This is a genomic window from Verrucosispora sp. NA02020, assembly GCF_013364215.1.
Classification (GTDB): domain Bacteria; phylum Actinomycetota; class Actinomycetes; order Mycobacteriales; family Micromonosporaceae; genus Micromonospora.
In genome coordinates, this window is the sequence record NZ_CP054923.1 from 3837545 (window position 1) to 3858614 (window position 21070).

The window sequence follows — 21070 nt, forward strand, 5'->3', positions numbered from 1 at the left end:
CTCCACGGTGGGTGGCCGCTACTTCAGCGTGAACGTCTGCTTCGGGTTGAACACGCAGAGCCAGCTCATCATCGGGGCGCCCGCCGAGTGTCCCTCGACGTCCAGGCACCGGTCGGTGTCCCGGTTGAACAGGGAGCGGCGGCCGTTGGACTCGATCCACTCCCACTTCTGCGCCGGGTTGCCGCTACAGAGTGCGACCTGCACCGGGGTGCCGTCCTTCGCCTCGCCCCAGGCGACGTCGAGGCAGAGGCCGTTGGCCCGGACGCTGCCGTCGGACCGGAAGGTCCACCACTGCGACTGCGTCTCCCGGCACCGCTCCAGCGTGGCGCGTACGCCGTCGCTGGTGCCGGCGGTGACGCAGAGCCCGGTCTCCATGCCGACGAGCTGCTTCGCCCCGGACGGGCGCGCCGGCGGCTTCGCCACCGGCGTCTCGGCACGGGTTCGCGACGGCGAGGCGGAGGGGCGCGGCGACGGGTTGTCCGGGTCGGTGTCCGGCGACTGCGGGTCGGACGGCTCCGGGGACGGGCTGCCGGTCGGGGTGGGGGAGGCCGAGGGGGCCGGGCTCGTGGTGCGTACCTTCACCGCGAGCCGGCTGTCCAGCTCGTAGTACTCGGTGTGCTCGCGGACCGTACGCAGGAACGCCTGCGTGGAGCGGTCCAGCTCGCCCCCGGTCTGCCGCACCGCCGTCGGCCCGCCACGGTACGCGGCCAGCGCCAGCAGGTACGGGTCACCCTCGATGCCGGCGAGTTCGGTCCGCATCGCGCACATCGTGGCGCCCAGCGCCGGGATGGCCGTGCGCGGTTCCCAGACCGAGGCGGTGGTCGGGCCGTACTCCTGCCACACCTCCGGCAGGAACTGGGCGATACCGCGCCGGCCGTCCGCGCCGAGCAGGTTCGGATCGAACCCGGACAGGGCCATCACCTGGGCGGCGACCGCGGCGGGCGGGACCTCCGCGCAGATCGTGCCGGCGCGGACGACGTGCTGGACGTAGTCGGCCGGGACCGCCCTGGGCGGCTGCCGGTCGGGGCCCGGCCCGGGCTCGTCGGAGCGGCCGAACGAGGGAAGCCTGTTGTAGTACGCCGAGTAGCCGCTGACCCGGTCGACGTACTCGACCGCCGACGGCGGGATGCCGCCGTTGGTCCGGACGTCGTCGAGCCCGGTGTGGTACGCGGCCAGCGACAACCGCCACGCGTCCCCGTCGAGCCGGGACACCCGGATGTGTCCGCTCAGGTCGCACATGTGGTGGGCCAGCGCCATCACGTTCGCCGTGGTGTCCGAGCGCCGCGCGTTCGGCCATGGCGCCCAGGACCGCCACGCCTCGGAGTCCAGCCCCGCGATGCCCTCGCCGCCGGAGGCGGTGCCGGTGGCGGTGGCGCGCATGCCCGACTCGGCCATGAGCTGGCCGGCGAGCCGGGACGGGGTCAGGACGGGACAGGACCGGGCGGCGGCCTGGATGGTGGTCAGGTGCTCGTCGGAGACGGGACGGCCGGTCGGCGCGTCCGTGTCCGAGGCCACGCCCCAACCGACGGCGGCGGCCACCGCGCACAACGCGGCCAGGCCGGCGACACCGCCGGCCACCGCGCGACGCGAGAACGTGCCCAGCCGGGGGCGGGCGGAGGGTCGATCGGGCTCCACGTGTCTTCCCTTCCGGTGCTGACGTCACCGTCTCGACGCGCACACGGAACGCTCCGTTCAGCGTGGACGGCACGATCCCGGTGACCTGTGGGCCCGGTACGCCCGCCGTCGGAGGAGGGACGTCGCGGTGCCCCTCGAAAGGGACTCCGGGACGCCCCTGTCCGGAGGGCGGACGGGGGACCGGACCGGGTCGATGGCCCCGAGGTGATCGGGGACTACCGATGTCCCGTCGCGGCTGGGAAGCTCTGGGCACCGTGCGGCGGGGCGGGTCGGGGTCCCCGTCCCCGCGCCACGGCCGACCGGCGACCACTGCCGGTCGGGACGGCTCGGCCGGAGGGGAACCAGGGGTGCGACGACTGCGGCGGGTCGCCGTCTCGGGTCTCGGCACGTTCGTGCCGATCGTGCTCCTGCCGGCCGGTCCGGCCCAGGCCGCCGCCCCGACGCCCTTCCCGCCGGGCGCGCCGCTGACCCAGGCCGCCGGCGTGTTCGGCGCGGTCATCCTGTTCGCCCTCGCGGTGGCGGTGCTGCGCGGTCGCCCCCGCCCGCCCTCCGCACCCGACCCGTCGATGCCGGCCGGATCGCCACCCACGATCACCCTGCTGACCCCGGCCGTGTCCGCTGCGGTGCCGACGCTCGCCGACCACTTCTCGCCTCGGCGCACCGGGACGTCGCCGGCCCGCACCGCCGTGCTGTCCCGCCCGATCGGACCCACCGTCGCGTCCAGGCCCGACGCACGCCCCCGCCCGCCGGGGCGGTCCACGCTGGTCGACCCGTACGCCCTGACCACCGAGGTCCTGCTCGACGGACGGGCGGTCACGGTGTCGCTCGACGGTGCCCGCGCCGATCGGCCCGGCCCGCCGCACACCTGGCGTGCCGGGGTCCGGGAGCCCTGCTCGGCGACCCTTCCGCTCCTGCTCGGTGCGGCGTCCGGCCGAATCCTCCAGGTCGACCTGGCCCGCTGCCCGGACGCGCTGACCCTGGGCGGTCCGCCGCCGCAGCAGCGGTGGTACGCGTCGCGCCTGGTCCGGCAGGTCCTCGACGCCGGTGGTCAGGTCACCGTGGTGGGCGACCTGACCGACGACCGCCTGCCGGCCGAGTGCCGCCGGGTCGCGGACGTCTTCGACCCACGACTGTCGCAGACCTCCGGCGTCGTGCTCGCCGCCGGGCTGGACCGGCGGGCCGTCCAGGTGGCCCGGCAGTTGAGCGTCTGCGGCGGGCCGGTGCCGGTCCTGCTCGGCGACGCGGTGCCGACGCGCTGGTCGATCCGGATCAGCCCGACCGTCTAGCGGGGGAGAGCGGCCCCCACCGGCCCGGACCACCGCGCGCGCAACGCCGGCCCGGGACAGACGTCCCCGCCGGAACGCCGCCCGGACTCCGCCTCGGCGCGACCGCCCTGACGAAGCAGGACCTAGGTGTTCTGCGGTCGGGTGGACTCGCGCAGCGCCCAGGCGACCGCCGCCACCGCCACCGGTGACAGCCAGCCCAGTCCGGACGCGACGGCCCGCACGGCACCGAGCAGGTCCGCCGGCTCGTGGTGCCCGTACACCAGGCAGCCCTTGAACGGCGCGCGGAGCATGGTGCTGATCGTGCGGTGCTCGGTGGCGGCGGTCAACGCGATCACCGGTGATCGCCGGGCCAGCGCCCGCACCAGGTCGGTGCCCTCGGGGGCGGTTATCCGATCGTCGAGCAGGGTCACGGTGGGCCGCATCCGGTCGGCGAGTGCCACCGCCTCACCGGCGTCACCGGTGAGCGCCACCACCCGGATCCGTTCCCCGGTGTCGAGCACGGTACGGATCACCGACCGCTCGCCCGGGTGCGGATGCGCGATCAACACCCTGATCGTCGGCGCGGTCCGACCGACCGCGCGTACCTGCCGACTACCCATCACGCCGAAGTCGCGCCTGGGCTGATACGGCTGCCATCCGGTCCCCGCTCCCGTCGGTGTCGGGCGGTGCGACGTCACCACCGCCCACACAACGGCGCCGGGGCGCGCCGCGTTCAGCCGGTCACCGAATCGGCGTACCGTCCGGGCCCGACCAGCGCACCACCGCCTCCGTTCGGTTGGTCACCCGCAGCTTGGCGAAGATGTGGTTGAGGTGGTTCTTCACGGTCTTCTCGGTGAGCAGCAGGCGTCGGGCGATCGCCGCGTTCGAGTGGCCGGCGCCGAGCAGCTCGACCACCTCCTGTTCCCGCCTGGTCAGGCCGAACTCCTGCCGCATCCGGCGGATCTGCTCGGCACGGCCCACCGTGTCGCGTTCCCGGTTGGCCTGTTCGCGCAGCACCGCGATGGTCACCGAGGCGCCCCGGGGGGAGAGCCAGCCCTGACCGGCGGCCACCGCGTGGACGGCGCGTAGCAGTTCCGCCGGGTCGAACTCGCCGTGTACGAGGTAGCCGCTGGCGCCGCCGCGCAGCATCCCGGCGATCAGCTCGTCGTCGGAGTCGCTCGTCAACACCAGCACCGACGTCTGCTGGGCGAGCTGGTCCACGACGCTGAGTCCGTCGGCGATCGGCATGCGGTGGTCGAGCAGGGTCACGGTCGGCCGCAGCCGGGTCGCCACGGTCACCGCGGTCCGGCCGTCCGGGGCCTCACCGACCACCCGGACGTCCTCGGCGCTGGCGAGGTAGCCGCGGATGGCGGTGCGGACGATCGGATTGTCGTCGACGATCAGCACGTCGATCATCGGGAGGCCGCCTGGCGGGCGCGGCCGGACTCCGGCACCGGACCGGACAGCGGAACCCGGGCCATCACCCGGGTGCCGCGACCGATGTGGGACTCGACGCGCAGGGTGCCACCGACGGCGTGGGCCCGCTCGGCCATGCCGACGATGCCGAAGCTGCCCGCGCCGGAGAGGTCGGTCAGATCCCCGGGCATCGGGAAACCCCTGCCGTCGTCGGTGATGGTGAGTTCCACATGTGCCTCCGAGCGGTGGAGTACTACCTGGACCAGCGTCGCCTCTGCGTGCCGGGTCACGTTCTGCAACGCCTCGCTGAGGATCTGCGCGAGTTCGTAGCGGGCTGCCACGGGAGGCTCGACCGCGTGTGCGATCACCTGAACCGGGACGCCACTGCGCGTCGACCACTCCGCGCAGATGCTCCTCACGTTATCCGGGAAAGGTCGGTCCGGCAGGTCACGGCGCAGCCCGGCGAGCAGGTCACGGGCCTCGCGCACGGCCGCGTCGGCGCCCTCGGAGACGGTGCCGGCGAGTTGCTCGGCCAGGTCCGGTTGCCGACGGAGCAGACCGGGCAGCGCCACCGCGGCGAAGGAGACGCCCCGCAGCGTCTTGGCCACCGAGTCGTGCAGCTCCCGGGCGAGCCGGGCCCGTTCCGAGGCGGCGGCGGAGCGCTGGGCGGCGGTCACCGTCGCCACCGTCGCCTCGATGTAGCGGGCGAGCGCGGCGGTGGCCACCGCCGCGCCGAAGCCGCAGACGATGTTGATCATCGGGAAGGCGAGCATGAAGGGCGCGGCGACCGAGGTGCCGGCCACGCCGCCGTCCGCGCGGAGCAGTTGGGTCGCCACGGCGAAGCCGAGGACCGCGTTGACGGTCCAGAGTGGCAGGCCGTGCGCCCCCAGCAGCGCCCCGGTGAGGGCGGCGTGCCCGGCCGCGTAGCAGAAGAACCCGATCCCGCCGCCGCTGACCACCAGCACGGTGACCATCAGCGCGGCGTCCAGCGCGAGGAAGCTCAACCGCCACCGGATCGCGGTCGGCCACCTGCTCAGCACGGTGACCTGCACCGCCGTGGTCGCGGCGATGAGCCCGAGCGTGTGGACCGCCGCCCACGCGTCGTCCACCAGCCGCAGTCCCACTCCGACGGCGGCGATGGTCACGACGAGCCGGCCGAGCAGGACTGCCCGACAGAGAGCGGCGTATGCGACGAACCGGCTCATCCGTTGCCGTCAGCTGATGGTGACTTTGTCGATGTCGGGTGCCGACTTGTCGCTCCAGAGCCGCACCGCGACGCGTCCGGCCGGGACCGTGGCGTCGAACTGGACGCTGCGCGGCGAGTCCCAGGCGGTGCCGGTGACGGCGAAGGTGTGCTGGCTGGCGTCGTTGACGGCGACTCGGAGTTCCCGTGGCCCGTCCACTGTGTAGTGCACGGTGACGGTCCGGCGACCGGCCGTGGGGACGTCGAAGAAGACGGTGAGGTTGCCCAGGTAGCGCACCCGCGCGCCGCCGTCGCAGGCGGAACAGGTGGCGATCTGGGCGCCGCCGCCGAGGGTGTTGCCCGGTGCCTCGGCCTGCACGGTGAGCGGTCGGAACCGCTCGGTGCCGCCGGTCGCGCTGGCGCTCGCGGTCGGGCCGGGGTTCCGGCTCGTCGGGGCGGACGTGGGTGTGCGCGACGGCTCTTCCTCCGGCACCGGGAAGGCGTGGCCGCCACCGCCCGGACGCGGTGTGCCGCTCGGAGCGCCCGGGCTCGGCGTACGCTCGGGCCCGGTCGGGACGGCGGGGCCCTCGGGCTGCTGACCGGCCACGCTGGGCGGAGCGCTCGACGGGTCGACCTGGCTCTGCGTCGAATCCGACCGACCGTCGTCGTCGTTGGCGAGGATCAGCGGCGGGATCAGCACGGCGGCCAGCACCATGGCGCCCGCCAGGCTGCCGATCCCGGCCCAGAGGGGCACCCGCAGTGATGTCGAGTCTGTCGAGGCGCCGAGAAACCGCTGGTCAGAACCACTACTGTCCGGGGACGGTTCAGACGGCACCGTGGATCCCCCTGACTCGGGAGTCAGAAATCGGACGAGGGGCCCGCTTCTCCGTACACACGGCAGCGAATGTACACAACACCTATGTGTACTTGCCTCGGCAAGGGTCGCTGTTAGCTGACCGTGACTTTGTCAATATCGGGCGGTGGTCCGCTGTCGTTGTAGAACGTTACGGCGGTGCGTCCGGCAGGTATCGACGATGTGAACCGGAAGCTGCGCGGCGTCTCCCAGTCACTTCCGGTGACGCTGAAGGTCTGCGGCGCACCGCCGTTGACGACGACCTTCAGATCCCGAGGGCCGTCGGCGGTGTAACCCACCGTCACGGTGCGTGACCCGGCGGCCGCCACATCCAGGTAGACGGTGAGCCGGCCGAGGTAGCGCACCCGGGCGCCCCCGTCGCAGGAGTCGCAGTAGGCGACGTCCGCGCCGCCGCTGCGGAGGTTGCCGGGTGCCTCGGCCTGGACCGTGACCGGCCGGAACTGCGCGGCCGGACTCCGGCTCGGCGTACCGCTCGGCGTGGCCGCGGCGGACGTCGGCAGGACCTGCGCGGCCGGCGTCGTGGCCGACGGGGTGGGGCCGGCGCTGGTGCGGCCGGGCGTCGGTGCGGCCGGTCCGCTGGTGGCGACCGACGGCGTGCTCTCCGGGTCGCCGGTGGGGAGCACCGACCCGCCCTCCGCGCCCAGGGGTGACAGGGTCGGCGGGTCGGACGGCGACTCCACCGGTGCCTGCGACGGCATCTGGTCCAGCGCGCGGGTGCTCCCGTCCGGCGGCTCCGGCTGCCGGAAGGTGGACCAGAGCACGATCACACCGAGACAGGCCAGCGCGGCAGCGCCGATCAACCGCCACAGTCCGGGACCGGTCGGACCGGGTTGATCATCACTTGCCGCAGACATGGCCACGACGGTAGACGCCGGTTCGTGCCCGTTCCTGAGCCGAAAGACCCAGTCGGGCCCAGAGGCGGCCCGGCCCGGCACCGAAGCCGGCCCCGCTGGGCCCTGGGCGACCCTCACCTGGGTCCTAAGCCTCATCTCCCGGGCCGTCGGGCGTGGTTAGCGTACCGCGACATTCGTCGCCGACGAACGGATCGAGACCTCGGAGGTTCCATGCCAACCCGCGACCTGCCCGCGTCCGGGCCGCGCCGCCGGCCGCGCTGGCGGTACTGGATGGTGGCGGTGACGCTCGCCGTCACCGCCGCGCTGACCTCCTGGACCGCGATGGGACCGCTGCGTCTGGCCGCCGGTGAGGAGGCCCCGCTGTCCCAGGGCAAGCCCGCGACGGCCTCGTCCAGCGAGGGCGGACGGTGGTCCGCCGAGCGCGCGGTCGACGGCGACACCAAGTCCCGCTGGTCCAGCACCTTCGCCGACCCGCAGTGGCTGGGGGTCGACCTCGGGGCTCCGGCCCGGATCGACAGCGTGGTCCTGAACTGGGAGTCCGCCTACGCCACCGAGTTCGAGATCCAGGTGTCGCCGGACGGGCTGGCCTGGACCTCGATCTACCGCACCGGCAACGGCACCGGCGGCACCCAACGCCTCGACGTGTCCGGCGAGGGCCGGTACGTACGGATGTACGGCACGAAGCGGGCCACCGGGTACGGCTACTCACTGTGGGAGTTCCAGGTGTTCGGGGCGTTGACCGGCGCGAGCGCCACCCCCGCCGCCCCACAGACGTCGGGGGCCGCCTCCGGCACGCCCAGCGCGTCGGGCACCCCCGGATCGAGCAGCCCGAGCCAGTCCCACCCCGCCGGCCACGGCAACGGGGCGACCGGTGCGCCGACCCCCGGCGACTACGTGCTCGCCGAGCGGCCGGTCACCGGTGTGACGCCCTCGACCGCGAACCCGCCGCGCCGCGACCACCGCGAGTTCCAGGTCAACTGCGCGGTCAGCCACCGGCTGGAGGACGACCCGATCGTCTTCTTCAACCGGCCCGGGGCGTCGCACGACCACACCTTCATGGGCAACACCACGACCAACGCGGCGAGCACCATGCAGTCGCTGCCGAGGGGCGCGACCACCTGCCGGGTGCCGGGCGACAAGTCGGGCTACTGGATGCCGACTCTGCTCAACGGCAACACGCCGATCGTGCCGCAGGGGCCGCAGGTCATCTACTACAAGAGCGGCGTACGCGACTACACCAGCGTCCGTCCGTTCCCGCCCGGCCTGCGGTTCCTCGTCGGCAGCCCGATGACCACCGCCGCGCAGTTCGAGTCCTCCCCGGCCTACCAGAAGGGCTGGGAGTGCGGGAACAGCTACGACAACGTGGACTTCCCGGCGAACTGCCCCTCCGGCACCCAGCTCAACGTCCGGATGCAGGCGCCGAGCTGCTGGGACGGGCGGCACCTGGACACCCCCGACCACGTCAGCCACATCGTGTACCCGGTCAACGGCGTCTGCCCGACCAGCCACCCGGTCGCGGTGCCGATGATCGAGTTCAAGATGGCCTGGCCGGTCAGCGGCGACATGTCGCAGGTACGGCTCTCCAGCGGGCGGGGCTACTCGTTCCACTACGACTTCTACAACGTGTGGGACACGCCCACCCTGGCCGCGTTGGTGAAGCACTGCATCAACGCCGGTCGCCAGTGCGACAGCCGGGGCTACGACCAGTTCGAGCCCGGCGCGGGTGCGGCCCTCGACGAGCAGTACCAGGTGCCCGGCAGCCGTACCGTCCTGAGCCGGTCGGGCTGGACCGCCACCGCCTCCGGCGGCGCGGACACCGCGGCGCGGATGCTCGACGGTGACACCGGCACCCGGTGGACCTCCGGTGCGCCGATGACCAACGGGCAGTCGTTCACCGTCGACATGCGGTCGGTGCGGACCGTCAGCGGTGTCTCGCTGCTCTCCACCGGTGCCGACCACGCCCGGGGTTACCAGGTGTTCCTCTCCACCGACGGAAGGAACTGGACCGGTCCGGTGGCCAGCGGCAAGGGCTTCACGAACCAGACCCTGGTCGACTTCGAGGCCCGCGACGCCCGCCACGTGCGGGTGGTGCAGACGGGTTCGGCCAGCAACTGGTGGTCGGTGGCGGAGTTCACCGTCTTCTCCGGCTGACCTCTCTCCCGCACGACGAGGCGGCGTGGCCCGGTCCGGGCCACGCCGCCTCGCGCTGTTCGGCGCGTGATCCGATCCGAATGGGTTGACTGGTTATCGTCAATATGATAATTGACGGCCACATTCAGGTGGCGAGTTCTCCTCCGCGCCGCCTCGCAGTTGACTCTCGGTGATTTTTCGGCGACGGCTAGCGCAAGCGAGATCCGCGTTGGATAATATCCGGGCGTCAGTCGCCCCGCATTGCCAATTCGGGCTGTGCCGCCGGTGGAGGGACAATTCCGTGAAGCGTGACCAGTCACCTGTGCTGCCCGGCGACGGTGCCACGGACTACGCACGTTATATGCGTACGGAGGCGTTGCTCGGGCTTCAGCGGGCCCCGGAGGAGATGATCCACCGCGACGAACTGCTGTTCCAGGTGGTGCACCAGTCCACCGAGCTGTGGCTGAAGCTGGCGGCGGCGGAACTGGTCGAGTCGGTGGCCCGGGTGGACGCCGGGGAGATGGTGGCGGCCGAGACGCTGCTCGGTCGGGCGAGCCTCGGGGTCCGGCTGGTCACCGACCAGTTGGAGATGCTGAGGCACCTCTCACCAGCGGATTTCCAGGCCATGCAGCCCGCACTGGGCAACGGCTCCGGTGCCGAGTCGCCGGGATGGCGGCAGGTCCAGACGCTCAGCCGCCGACTCGGCCGGGCCTTCCACGACCACCTCGACGCCCGGGGCATCGCCCCGGCGGCGCTGCCCGACCTGGACCCGACCGACCCGACGCACCGGCTGGCCGAGGCGATGGTGGAGTGGGACGAGCGGGTGGCGTCCTGGCGGGTGCGGCACTACCAGGTGGCGCTGCGGATCGGTGGTCACCCACCGGCCGGCACCCCGGGCAGCCCGGCGAACATGCTCGCCAAGCTCGTCGGCCACCGATTCTTCCCGGAATTATGGCAGGTGCGTCTGCACACCCCCGACGCGGAATCCGTCGCGCTGCACTGACCTTTCCTCGGCCTTCGGCCGACCCCGATTACGATCCTCTTCGGAATGTCGAGGTGCGGTTTCGTGCGCGAATTGACGAGCTGGTCGGCGGGCGCGGCCGATCCCGACGAATTCCCCTACGACCAGGTGGTCGACGCATTCCACCGGGTCGGCAAACATTTCGTCGACAAGGAACTGCTCGCCCGGTTGGACGAGGCGCGCGCGAGGGTGACCGGGTACGACGAACGGGCGCGGTTGCTGCGTGACTTCCTCGACGTCGCGCTGGACAAGTGGGACGGCCGCTACGACTACCGTAGCTACCTCGCCCTGCGGCTGCTCCGGTTGCCCGACGGGACCGACGACCCGCCGCCCGACGCCGGGGCCGACGCCCGGCAGGGCCGGGACCGGCTCGTCGTCCGGCTGGTCGCCGACGCGGTCTCCTTCGAACTGGCGGCTGCCGCCAAGGTCACCGGACTGTTGCCGGAGCAGCGTCCGGGGCGGGCGGTGGTGGCCAAACGCTTCCGGCTCGGCGTCCGCGCCGCCCTGCCCGCCCTGGCCCGTCTCGGTCTCACCGGGACGATCGACGACGCCACGCCCGTCACCGCCGCCACGACCCTGTCCGCCGTCGTCGCCGGCCTGGACACCACCGGCGACCCGTCGCTGCGGCTGAGCATGCTGCCGGTGCACGTCACCCACGACGAATACCTGTTCATCCGGGTGCTCCAGGCATACGAGTGTGTCTTCGCCGGGGTCGCCGACGAACTCCGGGGCGTGGTCGACGCCCTGCGGACCGGGCCGCCCGACCGGGCCGTCGACCGGCTCGGCTACGCCCGCGACCTGCTCGGCACCGCCGGTTCGCTCTTCTCGCTGCTGGCCACCATGCAGCCCGCCGCGTTCCAGACGTTCCGGCAGTACACCGAGGGCGCCAGCGCCATCCAGTCCCGGTCGTACAAGCTCGTGGAGTCGCTCTGCCGTACCCCCGCGCCGGACCGGCTGGACTCGGTGGCCTACCGGTCCGTGCCGGAGGTCCGCGCCCGGGTGCGCGACGGCCAGCCGACCGTGGACGAGGCGTACCGTCGCGCGGTCCACGACGGCCGGCTGGACGAATCGTCGCGCCGCCTGATGGCGGCCGGCATGGGCAGGTTCGCCGAGGCCCTGGCGCAGTGGCGGCGGACCCACTACGGGGTGGCGGTGCGGATGCTGGGCCGCCGTCCCGGCACCGGCTACACCGAGGGCACGCCCTACCTGGCGGCGGTACGCGACCTGCCGGTCTTCGACGCCGTCGGCCCGTACCCGTCTCGTCCGACCGGAGGTCGTCCCGCGTGAACCCCGTCGACCTCCCGCCCGGCCCCGACACGCCGGCCTGCCTCGACCCGGCCGTGCACGCGGCGCTGCGCGCCGAGTTCCCGCTGCTGCGCACCTGCGTCTATCTGAACAACAACTCCACCGGGGCGGTGCCGGCCGGTGCCGAGCGGGTGCTGCACGACTACTGGGACACCCTGCGCACCTGGCGTGACGACGCCTGGCAGGACTGGCACGTCGGCCTCGACCGGTACGCCGACTCGGTGGCCGCCCTGCTCGGCGCGCCACCGGGCAGCGTGGTCACCGACGCCAACCTGAGTACGCTGCTGGCCCGGCTGGCCTCCTGCTTCGACTACCGGCCGCCCCGCGACCGGGTGGTCATCACCGACCTGGAGTTTCCGACGGTCCCGTTCGTCTTCCGGGCGTTCGGTCGCTACGGCGCGCGACTCGACGTGGTCGGCACCGGCGGACCGGACCTCGACCAGGACGCCCTGGAGGCCCGCCTGGACGAGCGGACGCTGCTGGTCTGCGTCACGCACGCCGCCTTCACCTCCGGCGCCACCCTGGACCTGCCCCGGCTGGTGGAGGCGGCCCACCGGGTCGGCGCGCTGGTGGTGGTGGACGCCTTCCAGACCGTCGGGGTGGTGCCGCTGGACGTGACCGCGCTCGGTGTCGACGCCGTCCTCGGCGGCGCGAGCAAGTGGCTCTGCGGCGTCGGCACCGCCTTCCTCTACGTCCGGCCCGACCTGGTGCCGCACCTGGAACCGGCGGCGACCGGCTGGCAGGCCGGCGACCGGGCACTCACCTTCCGCCCCTCCACCGGCTGGGCCCCCGACGCGCGCCGGTTCGCCGGCGGCACGCCGTACCCGCTGACCTCGCTGGTCTCCCAGGTCGGGCTGGACCTGCTGGCCGGGGTCGGCGTACCGGCGATCCGTCGGCACTCGCTCGCTCTCACCCAGCGGGTCCTGGACCGCGCCGCGCAGGCCGGCATCGCCGTGGTCAGCCCGACCGCCGCGCACCGGCGCGGCGGCGTGGTGTTCCTGGACGTGCCCGACGGCGAGGCGGTCAAGCGGCGGCTGGCCGCGCAGCAGTTCGTCTGTAGCTGGCGCGGTTACCTACGGGTCGGCCCGCACGCCTACAACACCCTCGACGAGATCGACGCGTTCATGGACGCGTTGGGCAAGGAGTTGGGTCGATGACCGTCACGCTCTCCCCGCGCGCGTTGATGAGCCTGCTCGCCAACGGGCCCAAGGCCATGGACGTGCTGGAGACGGCGCTCGCGCTCGGGCTGCTCGACGAGCTGGAGCCCGGTCCGGTCCGGCTCGACACCCTGGCCGACGACCTGAAGGTACGCCCGCTGCGGCTGTACAAGTTCCTCGACTGCCTGGAGAGTCTCGGTTTCCTCGTCCGGGAGGGCTCGGGCGGCGACATCGGCGCCACCCGCTACCGGGCGGTGCCCGGACTGCGCGCGGCGGTCGAGGCGGTGGTCGGCCCGGACGCGCTCGAACGCGACCGGGACCGCTACCCGTGGCGGCTGCTGCACGGGCGGCTCGCCGACAGCCTGCGGGGCGAGGTGAGCATCGACGACGACGACTTCGCCTGGCCGCCGAAGACCGACGAACAGACCGCCGACTTCGAACGCAGCATGGCCGTCGGGCTGGGGCCGGTCGTCGAGGCGGTCCGGCAGCACGCCGGTCGGCTCTGGCCGGGGCGTCGTCGGCTGCTGGACGTGGGCGGTGGCGACGGCACACTGGCCGCGCACGTCCTGGACACCGCGCCGGAGCTGCGCGCCGACGTGTACAACCTGCCCGCGGTGGCACCGCTGGTGGACCACACCCGCGTCGCCCGGGGCCATCCGGACCGGCTCGGCTTCGTCGGTGGAGACTTCCTCACCGAGGAACTGCCCCCGGGCTACGACGCGATGTCCTTCGTCCGGGTCCTGCACGACTGGCCCGACGAGGTGGCCCGGCACCTCGTGACCCAGGCGTACGCGGCGCTGGAACCGGGCGGCCTGCTGCTGATCTGCGAGGAGTTCCGCACCCCCGACCGGCTGGCCATGCAGTTCTTCTGGAGCTACTTCCTGATCGGTGTCGACACCTGTGTGAGTCGACTGCGTGAGGCCGGCTACTACACCACACTGCTCGTCGACACCGGCTTCACCGAGGTGACCGTGCTGCCCGGCACCTGGGAGTTGGTGACCGCCCGGAAACCGACCTCGCGGGGCTGATCGTCACCCGTCGACGTCGCGGTGGGCGATGCATTCCCTCTCGTACGGTGATCGGCTCGGCACACCAATTGCCGACCGATTCACGGAATCGTCCCCCACCGTCGGACGGGCCCGCCCAGGGCGGCCGTGATTGTGCTCACGACCGGCACCCCTGAAGCACGGGGAAGTGCCTGCGATCTCCCTATGCTGGCCCGGTGATCGCCCGTTACCGTCCGCCCCGCGCGGCCGGACCGGGCAGGTGGCGGGTGCCTTGCGCGAGGCGGGGGAGGAAGTAGCGAGCAATGACCAGCTCCACGCGGACCTGGGACGGGCTGTCCATTCCCGCCCCCGGCACCTATCGACTCGACCCGGCGCACAAGCGGATCGGGTTCCTCGCCCGACACATGATGGTCAGCCCGGTGCGGGGTGAGTTCCGGGACGCCACCGCGCAGATTGTCGTCGCCGAGGATCCGCTTCTGTCGACGATCGAGGCGACCATTCAAGCGGGCAGTATCGATACGACGAGTACGGATCGGGACACGCACCTGTGCAGTGCCGATTTCCTCGACGTGGAGACGTTTCCCACCCTGGAGTACCGCAGTACCGGAATTGCGCGACTGGAGAAGACCGATCCGATCTTCTACTGGGCGAAGCTCAGGAACCATCGCCTCGGCCGGCGGCCGGCCCCGGAGGAGTCGGCGCATCCGGCGAGCCCGGCGACCGCCCGGTTCGTGCTCGCCGGGGAGTTGACCGTCAAGGGGATCACCCGTCCCGTCGACCTCCAGGTGGAGTTCGGCGGCGCCCGGCGTGACCCGTACGGGCAGGACATCTTCGGGTTCAGCGCGACGGCGGAGATCAACCGTGAGGACTACGGCCTGGTCTGGAACGTGGTGCTGGAGAGCGGTGGGGTGCTGGTCGGCAAGAGCGTCCGCATCGAGATCGCCGGTGAGGCGATCCGCCAGGCGTAGCGTCACGCCGCGTTCACCGCAGGTTGGCGACCGATTAGCATCCATTGATCGCGATGTCTGCGACAATCCGTCTGTGCCTGCCATCCCGTCAGGCGGGACCCCCGCCCGCCGTGGCAGGCGACAGTCAGGAGTCGCCCAGTGGCTCACGCCCGTACGGCCGCCCTCGCCTCGGTGGTCGCCGTCGCCCTGTCCCTCGTCGTGGCCCCGGCACCGGCCGGCGCCACCCCGCCCAACATCCCGTCGCACAGCACGGCGGTGAGCCGGCTCGGCGCGCTCACCGTGGCCGCCGAGTCGCACCAGTCCAGCTACAGCCGGGACCTCTTCCCGCACTGGATCACCGTCACCGGCACCTGCAACACCCGCGAGCAGGTCCTCAAGCGCGACGGCAGCAACGTGGTCGTCGACGCCAACTGCTATCCGACCTCCGGGTCCTGGTACAGCCCGTACGACGGGGTGACCCGGACGAACCCGGCCGACATCTCCATCGACCACGTCGTACCGCTGGCCGAGGCATGGCGGTCCGGGGCCTGGTCCTGGACCACCGCGCGGCGCCAGACCTACGCCAACGACCTGGGCGGTCCGGAGCTGTGGGCGGTCACCGGCAGCGTCAACTCGTCCAAGGGTGACCGGGACCCGGCGGCGTGGAAGCCGCCGCGAGCCGCCTTCCACTGCACCTACGCGCGCGCCTGGATCCAGGTGAAGTGGTACTACGGCCTCTCCGTCGACAGCGCCGAGAAGTCGGCGTTGTCAGGCATGCTGAACACCTGCTGACCCGCGTGTAAGGAAGGGCCCCCTACTAACGCCTCGTGTATAGGAGGGGTCCCTTCCTTACACCTGGTGGGTTGCTGGTGTGGGCCGGGGAAGGACCGGCACGGAGAGGGCGGACGGGTGGAGGGCGTACTCACGGGCTTCGCCGTCATCGCCACCGTCATCGCGATCGGCTACCTGGTCGGGCGCATCGGGCTGCTGGGGCCGGAGGGGCCCGCCGTGCTCTCCCGGGTCTCCTTCTTCGTCGCCACACCCGCCCTGCTCTTCGAGACCGTCTCCCGCGCCGACGTGGCCACCGTCTTCTCGTCGGCCCTGCTCGTCACGCTGATCAGCACCACCGTCGTCGCGGCGGTCTTCGTGGCCGTCACGATGCTGTGGTGGCGGCGATCGGCACCCGAGGCGACGATCGGTGCGCTCGCCGCCTCGTACGTCAACGCGGGCAATATCGGCATCCCGATCGCGGTCTACGTGCTCGGTGACGCCGCACTCGTCGCGCCGGTGCTGATGTTCCAGGTGGTCGTGATGGCACCCCTGGCGTTCGCGGTGCTGGAGTCGTCGGCGGCACGATATTCGTCGGCGGCGCGGGAGCCGTCGGCGGCGCGGGAGCGTCGGTCGGTGGTCCGGGCGGCTGTCCGGCCGTTGTTGAACCCGATCACCGTCGCCTGCGGCCTGGGGGTGCTCGTGAGCGTCGTCGGCTGGTCGCCGCCGGAGCCGGTGATGCGACCGGTGGACCTGGTCGCCGCGATGGCGGTGCCCGCCGCCCTGCTCGCCTACGGCCTGTCCCTGCGCGGTGCCCCGCCGCCCGGTTCCGGGGACACCGCGTGGGACGTCCGGCTCGCCGTGGTGCTCAAGACGCTGGTCCACCCGGCGGTCGCCTACCTGGTGGCCCGCTTCGGGCTCGGCCTGTCCGCACCGCTGGTGCTGGCCTGCACGGTCACCGCCGCCCTGCCCACGGCGCAGAACGTCTTCGTCTACGCCGTCCGCTACGGCCGGGGCGTCGTGCTGGCCCGCGACGCCATCCTGCTCTCCACCGTGACCGCCGTCCCGGTGCTGATCGCCGTGGCGCTGCTCGCCGGCTGACCGGCAGCGGGCCGCACCGGCGATCCGCCCTCGAAAGCACTCCCCGGGCGGCGGGGCGGACAACGGCGGGGCGGAGAACGGCGGCGGGGCGGACAACGGCGGCGGGGCGGAGAACGGCGGCTTGATGGACGGTCCGTGACCGGCGCGGCGGGCGCGTGGTGCACCTGCCCGCCGCGTCCGGCTCCGGCTGCACCGGTGGCGCCGACGAATGACCGCGCAGAAAGCGTTATTCGATCTCGGCTTCGCCAGTCGCCTGTGACCTGCGGAGATAACGCTCTCACGGATTGCGGCGGAGCCCTTGACGGGCCGCCGGCCCAGCCATCACGATGAATGCCCTGCCCCGCCTTTCGCGGCACCGGCGACCTGTCGGACGCGTCGCGACGGGGCAGGCTTCCACCTCCATCACCTCACCAGGCGTGATCGGCGCACGCCCTCCCCACACCGTGGAAAGGACGTATCGTGCGCAGATCCCCCAGAGCCTGGCTCGGTGCCGCGCTGAGCGCGGTGCTCGTGCTGGGCGGCCTGGTCGCGGCGGCACCGCCCGCCGTCGCCGCGCCGTTCAGCGTGCTGGTGTTCAGCAAGACCGCCGGGTTCCGGCACGGCTCCATCGGCCCGGGCATCACCGCCGTCCAGCAGCTCGGCGCCGCCAACGGGTTCACCGTCGAGACCACCGAGGACTCGGCCCAGTTCACCGACGCCAACCTGAGCCGGTTCGCCGCGGTGATCTGGCTCTCCACCACCGGCGACGTGCTCAACGCCGCCCAGCAGGCCGCCTTCGAGCGATACATCACCGCCGGCGGCGGGTACGTGGGCGTGCACGCCGCCGCCGACACCGAGTACGAGTGGCCCTGGTACGGCGGTCTGGTCGGCGCGTACTTCGCCTCGCACCCGGCCGACCAGACCGCCACCGTGAAGGTCGCCGACCGGGTGCACCCGTCCACGGCGAACCTGCCGCAGCGGTGGACCCGGCTGGACGAGTGGTACAACTACCGCACCAACCCCCGGGGCGACGTGCACGTGCTGGCGACGCTGGACGAGAGCACCTACACCGGCGGGAGCATGGGTGCCGACCATCCGATCTCCTGGTGCCACACCTACTCCGGCGGTCGTGCCTGGTACACGGGGATGGGGCACACCGACGCGTCGTACGCCGAGCCGGACTTCCGCCGGCACCTGCTCGGCGGCATCCTCGGCGCGGCCGGTGCGGCGGAGGCCGAGTGCGGTGCCACCGTCGACTCGAACTTCCAGCAGGTGGAGCTGGCCAAGGGCGCGGCCGAGACCGGCGAGCCGATGAGTCTGACCGTGCTGCCGAACCGGGGAGTGCTGCACACCTCCCGCAACGGCGTCATCCGCTACACCGACGCGGTCGGCAACACCAAGGTCGCCGCCACGCTGCCGGTCTACACCGGCGACGAGGAGGGCCTACAGGGCATCACGGTGGACCCGAACTTCACCACCAACCGCTGGGTGTACGTCTTCTACGCACCACCCCTGGACACTCCCGGCGGCGGTGCACCGGCCACCGGCACCGCCGCCGACTTCGCCCGCTGGGCGGGGGTCAACCGGCTGTCCCGGTTCACCGTGAACGCCGACCACACCGTCAACCTGGCCAGCGAGACGCTGGTCCTGGACGTACCCACCGACCGGGGCATGTGCTGCCACGTCGGTGGGGACATGGCCTTCGACGCGGCGGGCAACCTGTATCTGTCCACCGGTGACGACACCAACCCGTTCGACTCGGCCGGGTTCACCCCGATCGACGAGCGGCCTGGCCGTAACCCGGCCTTCGACGCCCAGCGCACCTCGGCCAACAGCAACGACCTGCGCGGCAAGGTGCTCCGGATCAGGCCGAGCGCCACCGGCGGCTACACCGTCCCGGCCGGCAACATGTTCGCCCCGGGCACCGCGCGGACCCGCCCGGAGATCTACGCGATGGGCTTCCGCAACCCGTTCCGGATGAGCGTGGACAGGGCCACCGGCGTCGTCTACCTCGGCGACTACGGGCCGGACGCGGGCACCGCCGACCCGAACCGGGGGCCGGCGGGCAACGTCGAGTTCGCCCGGATCGACCGGCCCGGTTTCTACGGCTGGCCGTACTGCACCGCCCGCAACGACGCCTACAACGACTACACCTTCCCGTCCGGACCGTCGGGCCCGAAGTTCGACTGCGCGGGCGGGCCGGTGAACAACTCGCCGAACAACACCGGCATCACCCAGCTTCCACCGGCCGTGCCGGCCTGGCTGCCGTACGGCGGGTCCGGCTCGCCGCCGGAACTCACCGGCGGCGGACTCTCCCCGATGGGTGGCCCGGTCTACCGGTACGACCCGGCGAGCACCTCCGACGTGGCGTTCCCGGAGTACTACGACGGGACCTACTTCGCCGGTGAGTTCGGTCGACGCTGGATCAAGAACATCACGCTCGACTCCGCCGGCCAACCTTTCACGATCAATCCGTTTCCGTGGACCGGCACCCAGGTCATGGACATGGAGTTCGGCCCGGACGGCGCGCTCTACGTGCTCGACTACGGCACCGGCTGGTTCAACGGCGACGCCAACTCGGCGCTGTACCGCATCGAGTACGCCCGCGACGGCCGCGCACCGAGAGCCGTCGTCTCGGCCACCCCGACCAGCGGGGTCGCCCCGCTGACCGTGCAGTTCTCCTCGGCCGGGTCACTCGATCCGGACGGCGACCCGTTCAGCTACGCGTGGGACTTCGACAACAACGGCACCACCGACTCCACCGCCCCGAACCCGAGCCACACCTACACCACCAACGGGGTACGCACCCCGACGCTGACCGTCCGGGACAGCACCGGCAAGACCGGCACCGCCAGCACGGTCGTCACGGTCGGCAACAGTGCCCCGGTGGTCACCGTCAACACCCCGACCAACGGGCAGACCTTCGCCTTCGGTGACGCGGTGCCGTTCTCGGTCACCGTCACCGACGCCCAGGACGGCCCGATCGACTGCGCCCGGGTCACCGTGAACTACGTCCTCGGCCACGACTCGCACGGCCACCAACTCGGCAGCGTGCGCGGCTGCACCGGGGTCATCCAGACCTCGGTCGACGGCGAGCACGACACCGCGGCGAACATCTTCGGCATCATCGACGCCGAGTACACCGACCGTGGCGGAGGCGGGCAGCCGGCGTTGACCACGCACACGCAGGCGGTGCTGCAACCCCGCACCCGTCAGGCCGAGCACTTCGGGGACTCCTCCGGCATCCAGATCACCCGGCCGGGCAGCGCGCACGGCGGCGCGGCGGTCGGCTACATCGACGACAACGACTGGATCTCGTTCCGCCCGTACGACCTGACGGGCATCCGGTCGTTCAGCGCCCGGGTCGGCGCGCCGGCCGGTGCGGGTGGCACCCTCCACCTGCGGGTCGACTCGCCGACCGGGCCGCTGGTCGGCTCGACCACCGTGACACCCACCGGCGGGTACGGCACCTTCGCCACGGTCGCCGGTGCGGTCACCGCCCCGACCGGCACCCGCACCCTGTTCCTGGTGTTCTCCGGTGGCGGCGGCATGTTCGACCTGGACGAGTTCACGCTCTCCACCAGCACCGTCGGCGGTCCCGGCCCTGGCCCGGACCCCGACCCCGGCACCAACCTGGCGCGCGGTAAGCCGGCGCGGGCGTCCAGTACCGAAGGGGCCTACGTCGCGGCCAACGCCGTCGACGGCGACGCCGGGACCCGGTGGAGCAGCGCGTTCAGCGATCCGCAGTGGATCGACGTGGACCTGGGCGCCACGTACGCGGTCGACCGGGTGAAGCTGACCTGGGAGGCGGCGTACGGCAGCGGCTACCAGATCCAGACCTCACCGGACGGCGTCACCTTCACCACCGTCCGCACCGTCACCGGCGGCGACGGCGGGGTGGACGACCTGACCGGCCTGACCGGCACCGGCCGGTACGTCCGGATCACCGGCACCGCGCGCGGCACCGGCTGGGGCTACTCACTGTTCGAGTTCGAGGTGTACGGCAGCAGCAGCGGCGGCCCGTCCGGCGGCAACCTGCTGCGGAACAAGCCGACGACGACCTCCAGCGACGAGGGGGCCGGCATGACCGGCGCCCAGGCGGTCGACGGTGACCTGACCACCCGATGGTCCTCGGCGTTCTCGGATCCGCAGTGGATCCGGGTCGACCTGGGCGCCCCGACCGCGATCGGCCGGGTCAAGCTGACCTGGGAGGCGGCCTACAGCAGCGCGTACACCATCCAGACCTCGACCGACGGCACCACCTGGACCACCGTGCGCACGGTGACCGGTGCCGACGGCGGAGTGGACGACCACGCCGGACTCGGCGCCAACGGCCGGTACCTGCGGATCCACGCCACCGCCCGGGGCACCGGCTGGGGCCACTCGCTCTACGAGGTGGAGGCGTACACGAGCTGACCCGTCGACGTG

At 72.4% G+C, this 21070-nt stretch carries 16 protein-coding genes; 10 read left to right on the forward strand and 6 right to left on the reverse strand.

Going from position 1 to position 21070, the window contains the following annotated elements; all coding sequences use genetic code 11:
* Nucleotides 1-18: 18 nt before the first annotated feature.
* Nucleotides 19-1635, reverse strand: coding sequence for a ricin-type beta-trefoil lectin domain protein (locus HUT12_RS16590; RefSeq protein ID WP_176093957.1), 1617 nt, complete (start codon nt 1633-1635; stop codon nt 19-21).
* 347 nt (nt 1636-1982) lie between these two features.
* Between HUT12_RS16590 and HUT12_RS16595 the strand changes: the two genes are divergently transcribed.
* Nucleotides 1983-2921: a hypothetical protein gene (locus HUT12_RS16595; protein WP_176093958.1), complete on the forward strand. Its 939-nt coding sequence runs from the start codon at nt 1983-1985 to the stop codon at nt 2919-2921.
* A gap of 122 nt (nt 2922-3043) precedes the next feature.
* Here HUT12_RS16595 and HUT12_RS16600 read toward each other — a convergent pair whose 3' ends face one another.
* The 5 genes from HUT12_RS16600 to HUT12_RS16620 form a co-directional block, all read right to left on the reverse strand.
* Entirely contained in the window at nt 3044-3520 is a 477-nt protein-coding gene (locus tag HUT12_RS16600) for a response regulator (protein WP_131057446.1), read from the reverse strand.
* A gap of 121 nt (nt 3521-3641) precedes the next feature.
* Nucleotides 3642-4316 carry a response regulator transcription factor gene (locus HUT12_RS16605; RefSeq protein ID WP_131057448.1) on the reverse strand — a complete coding sequence of 225 codons (675 nt, stop codon included), beginning with the start codon at nt 4314-4316 and terminating at the stop codon, nt 3642-3644.
* Nucleotides 4313-5521, reverse strand: a complete 1209-nt coding sequence (locus tag HUT12_RS16610; RefSeq protein ID WP_176093960.1) for a sensor histidine kinase — start codon at nt 5519-5521, stop codon at nt 4313-4315. Before HUT12_RS16610 ends, HUT12_RS16605 begins: the two co-directional genes overlap by 4 nt.
* A gap of 9 nt (nt 5522-5530) precedes the next feature.
* A complete protein-coding gene (locus HUT12_RS16615; RefSeq protein WP_176093961.1) occupies nt 5531-6253 on the reverse strand; it encodes a hypothetical protein in 723 nt (240 codons plus the stop codon).
* Between the two features lie 194 nt (nt 6254-6447).
* Entirely contained in the window at nt 6448-7227 is a 780-nt protein-coding gene (locus HUT12_RS16620) for a hypothetical protein (protein WP_176093962.1), read from the reverse strand.
* A 210-nt stretch (nt 7228-7437) separates the two neighbouring features.
* On the opposite strand from HUT12_RS16620, the gene HUT12_RS16625 reads away from it, so the two are divergent.
* The 9 genes from HUT12_RS16625 (at nt 7438) to HUT12_RS16670 (ending at nt 21058) form a co-directional block, all read left to right on the forward strand.
* Nucleotides 7438-9378: a DUF1996 domain-containing protein gene (locus HUT12_RS16625; protein WP_176093963.1), complete on the forward strand. Its 1941-nt coding sequence runs from the start codon at nt 7438-7440 to the stop codon at nt 9376-9378.
* 280 nt (nt 9379-9658) lie between these two features.
* Nucleotides 9659-10360, forward strand: a complete 702-nt coding sequence (locus HUT12_RS16630; RefSeq protein WP_131053328.1) for a tryptophan 2,3-dioxygenase family protein — start codon at nt 9659-9661, stop codon at nt 10358-10360.
* Between the two features lie 45 nt (nt 10361-10405).
* On the forward strand, nt 10406-11665 hold the full coding sequence (locus tag HUT12_RS16635) for a tryptophan 2,3-dioxygenase family protein (RefSeq protein WP_131053327.1): 1260 nt from the start codon (nt 10406-10408) through the stop codon (nt 11663-11665).
* Complete coding sequence (locus tag HUT12_RS16640; protein WP_176093964.1) at nt 11662-12840, forward strand: aminotransferase class V-fold PLP-dependent enzyme; 1179 nt, start codon at nt 11662-11664, stop codon at nt 12838-12840. Before HUT12_RS16635 ends, HUT12_RS16640 begins: the two co-directional genes overlap by 4 nt.
* Nucleotides 12837-13868, forward strand: a complete 1032-nt coding sequence (locus tag HUT12_RS16645; protein WP_131053325.1) for a methyltransferase — start codon at nt 12837-12839, stop codon at nt 13866-13868. Before HUT12_RS16640 ends, HUT12_RS16645 begins: the two co-directional genes overlap by 4 nt.
* Nucleotides 13869-14149: 281 nt before the next feature.
* A complete protein-coding gene (locus HUT12_RS16650; protein ID WP_131053324.1) occupies nt 14150-14815 on the forward strand; it encodes a YceI family protein in 666 nt (221 codons plus the stop codon).
* A 138-nt stretch (nt 14816-14953) separates the two neighbouring features.
* Nucleotides 14954-15586 (forward strand): HNH endonuclease family protein, encoded by a 633-nt coding sequence (locus HUT12_RS16655; RefSeq protein ID WP_131053323.1) that lies wholly within the window; start codon nt 14954-14956, stop codon nt 15584-15586.
* A gap of 117 nt (nt 15587-15703) precedes the next feature.
* Nucleotides 15704-16663: an AEC family transporter gene (locus tag HUT12_RS16660; RefSeq protein WP_176093965.1), complete on the forward strand. Its 960-nt coding sequence runs from the start codon at nt 15704-15706 to the stop codon at nt 16661-16663.
* A gap of 459 nt (nt 16664-17122) precedes the next feature.
* Entirely contained in the window at nt 17123-21058 is a 3936-nt protein-coding gene (locus HUT12_RS16670; RefSeq protein WP_217706016.1) for a ThuA domain-containing protein, read from the forward strand.
* Nucleotides 21059-21070: the final 12 nt, after the last annotated feature.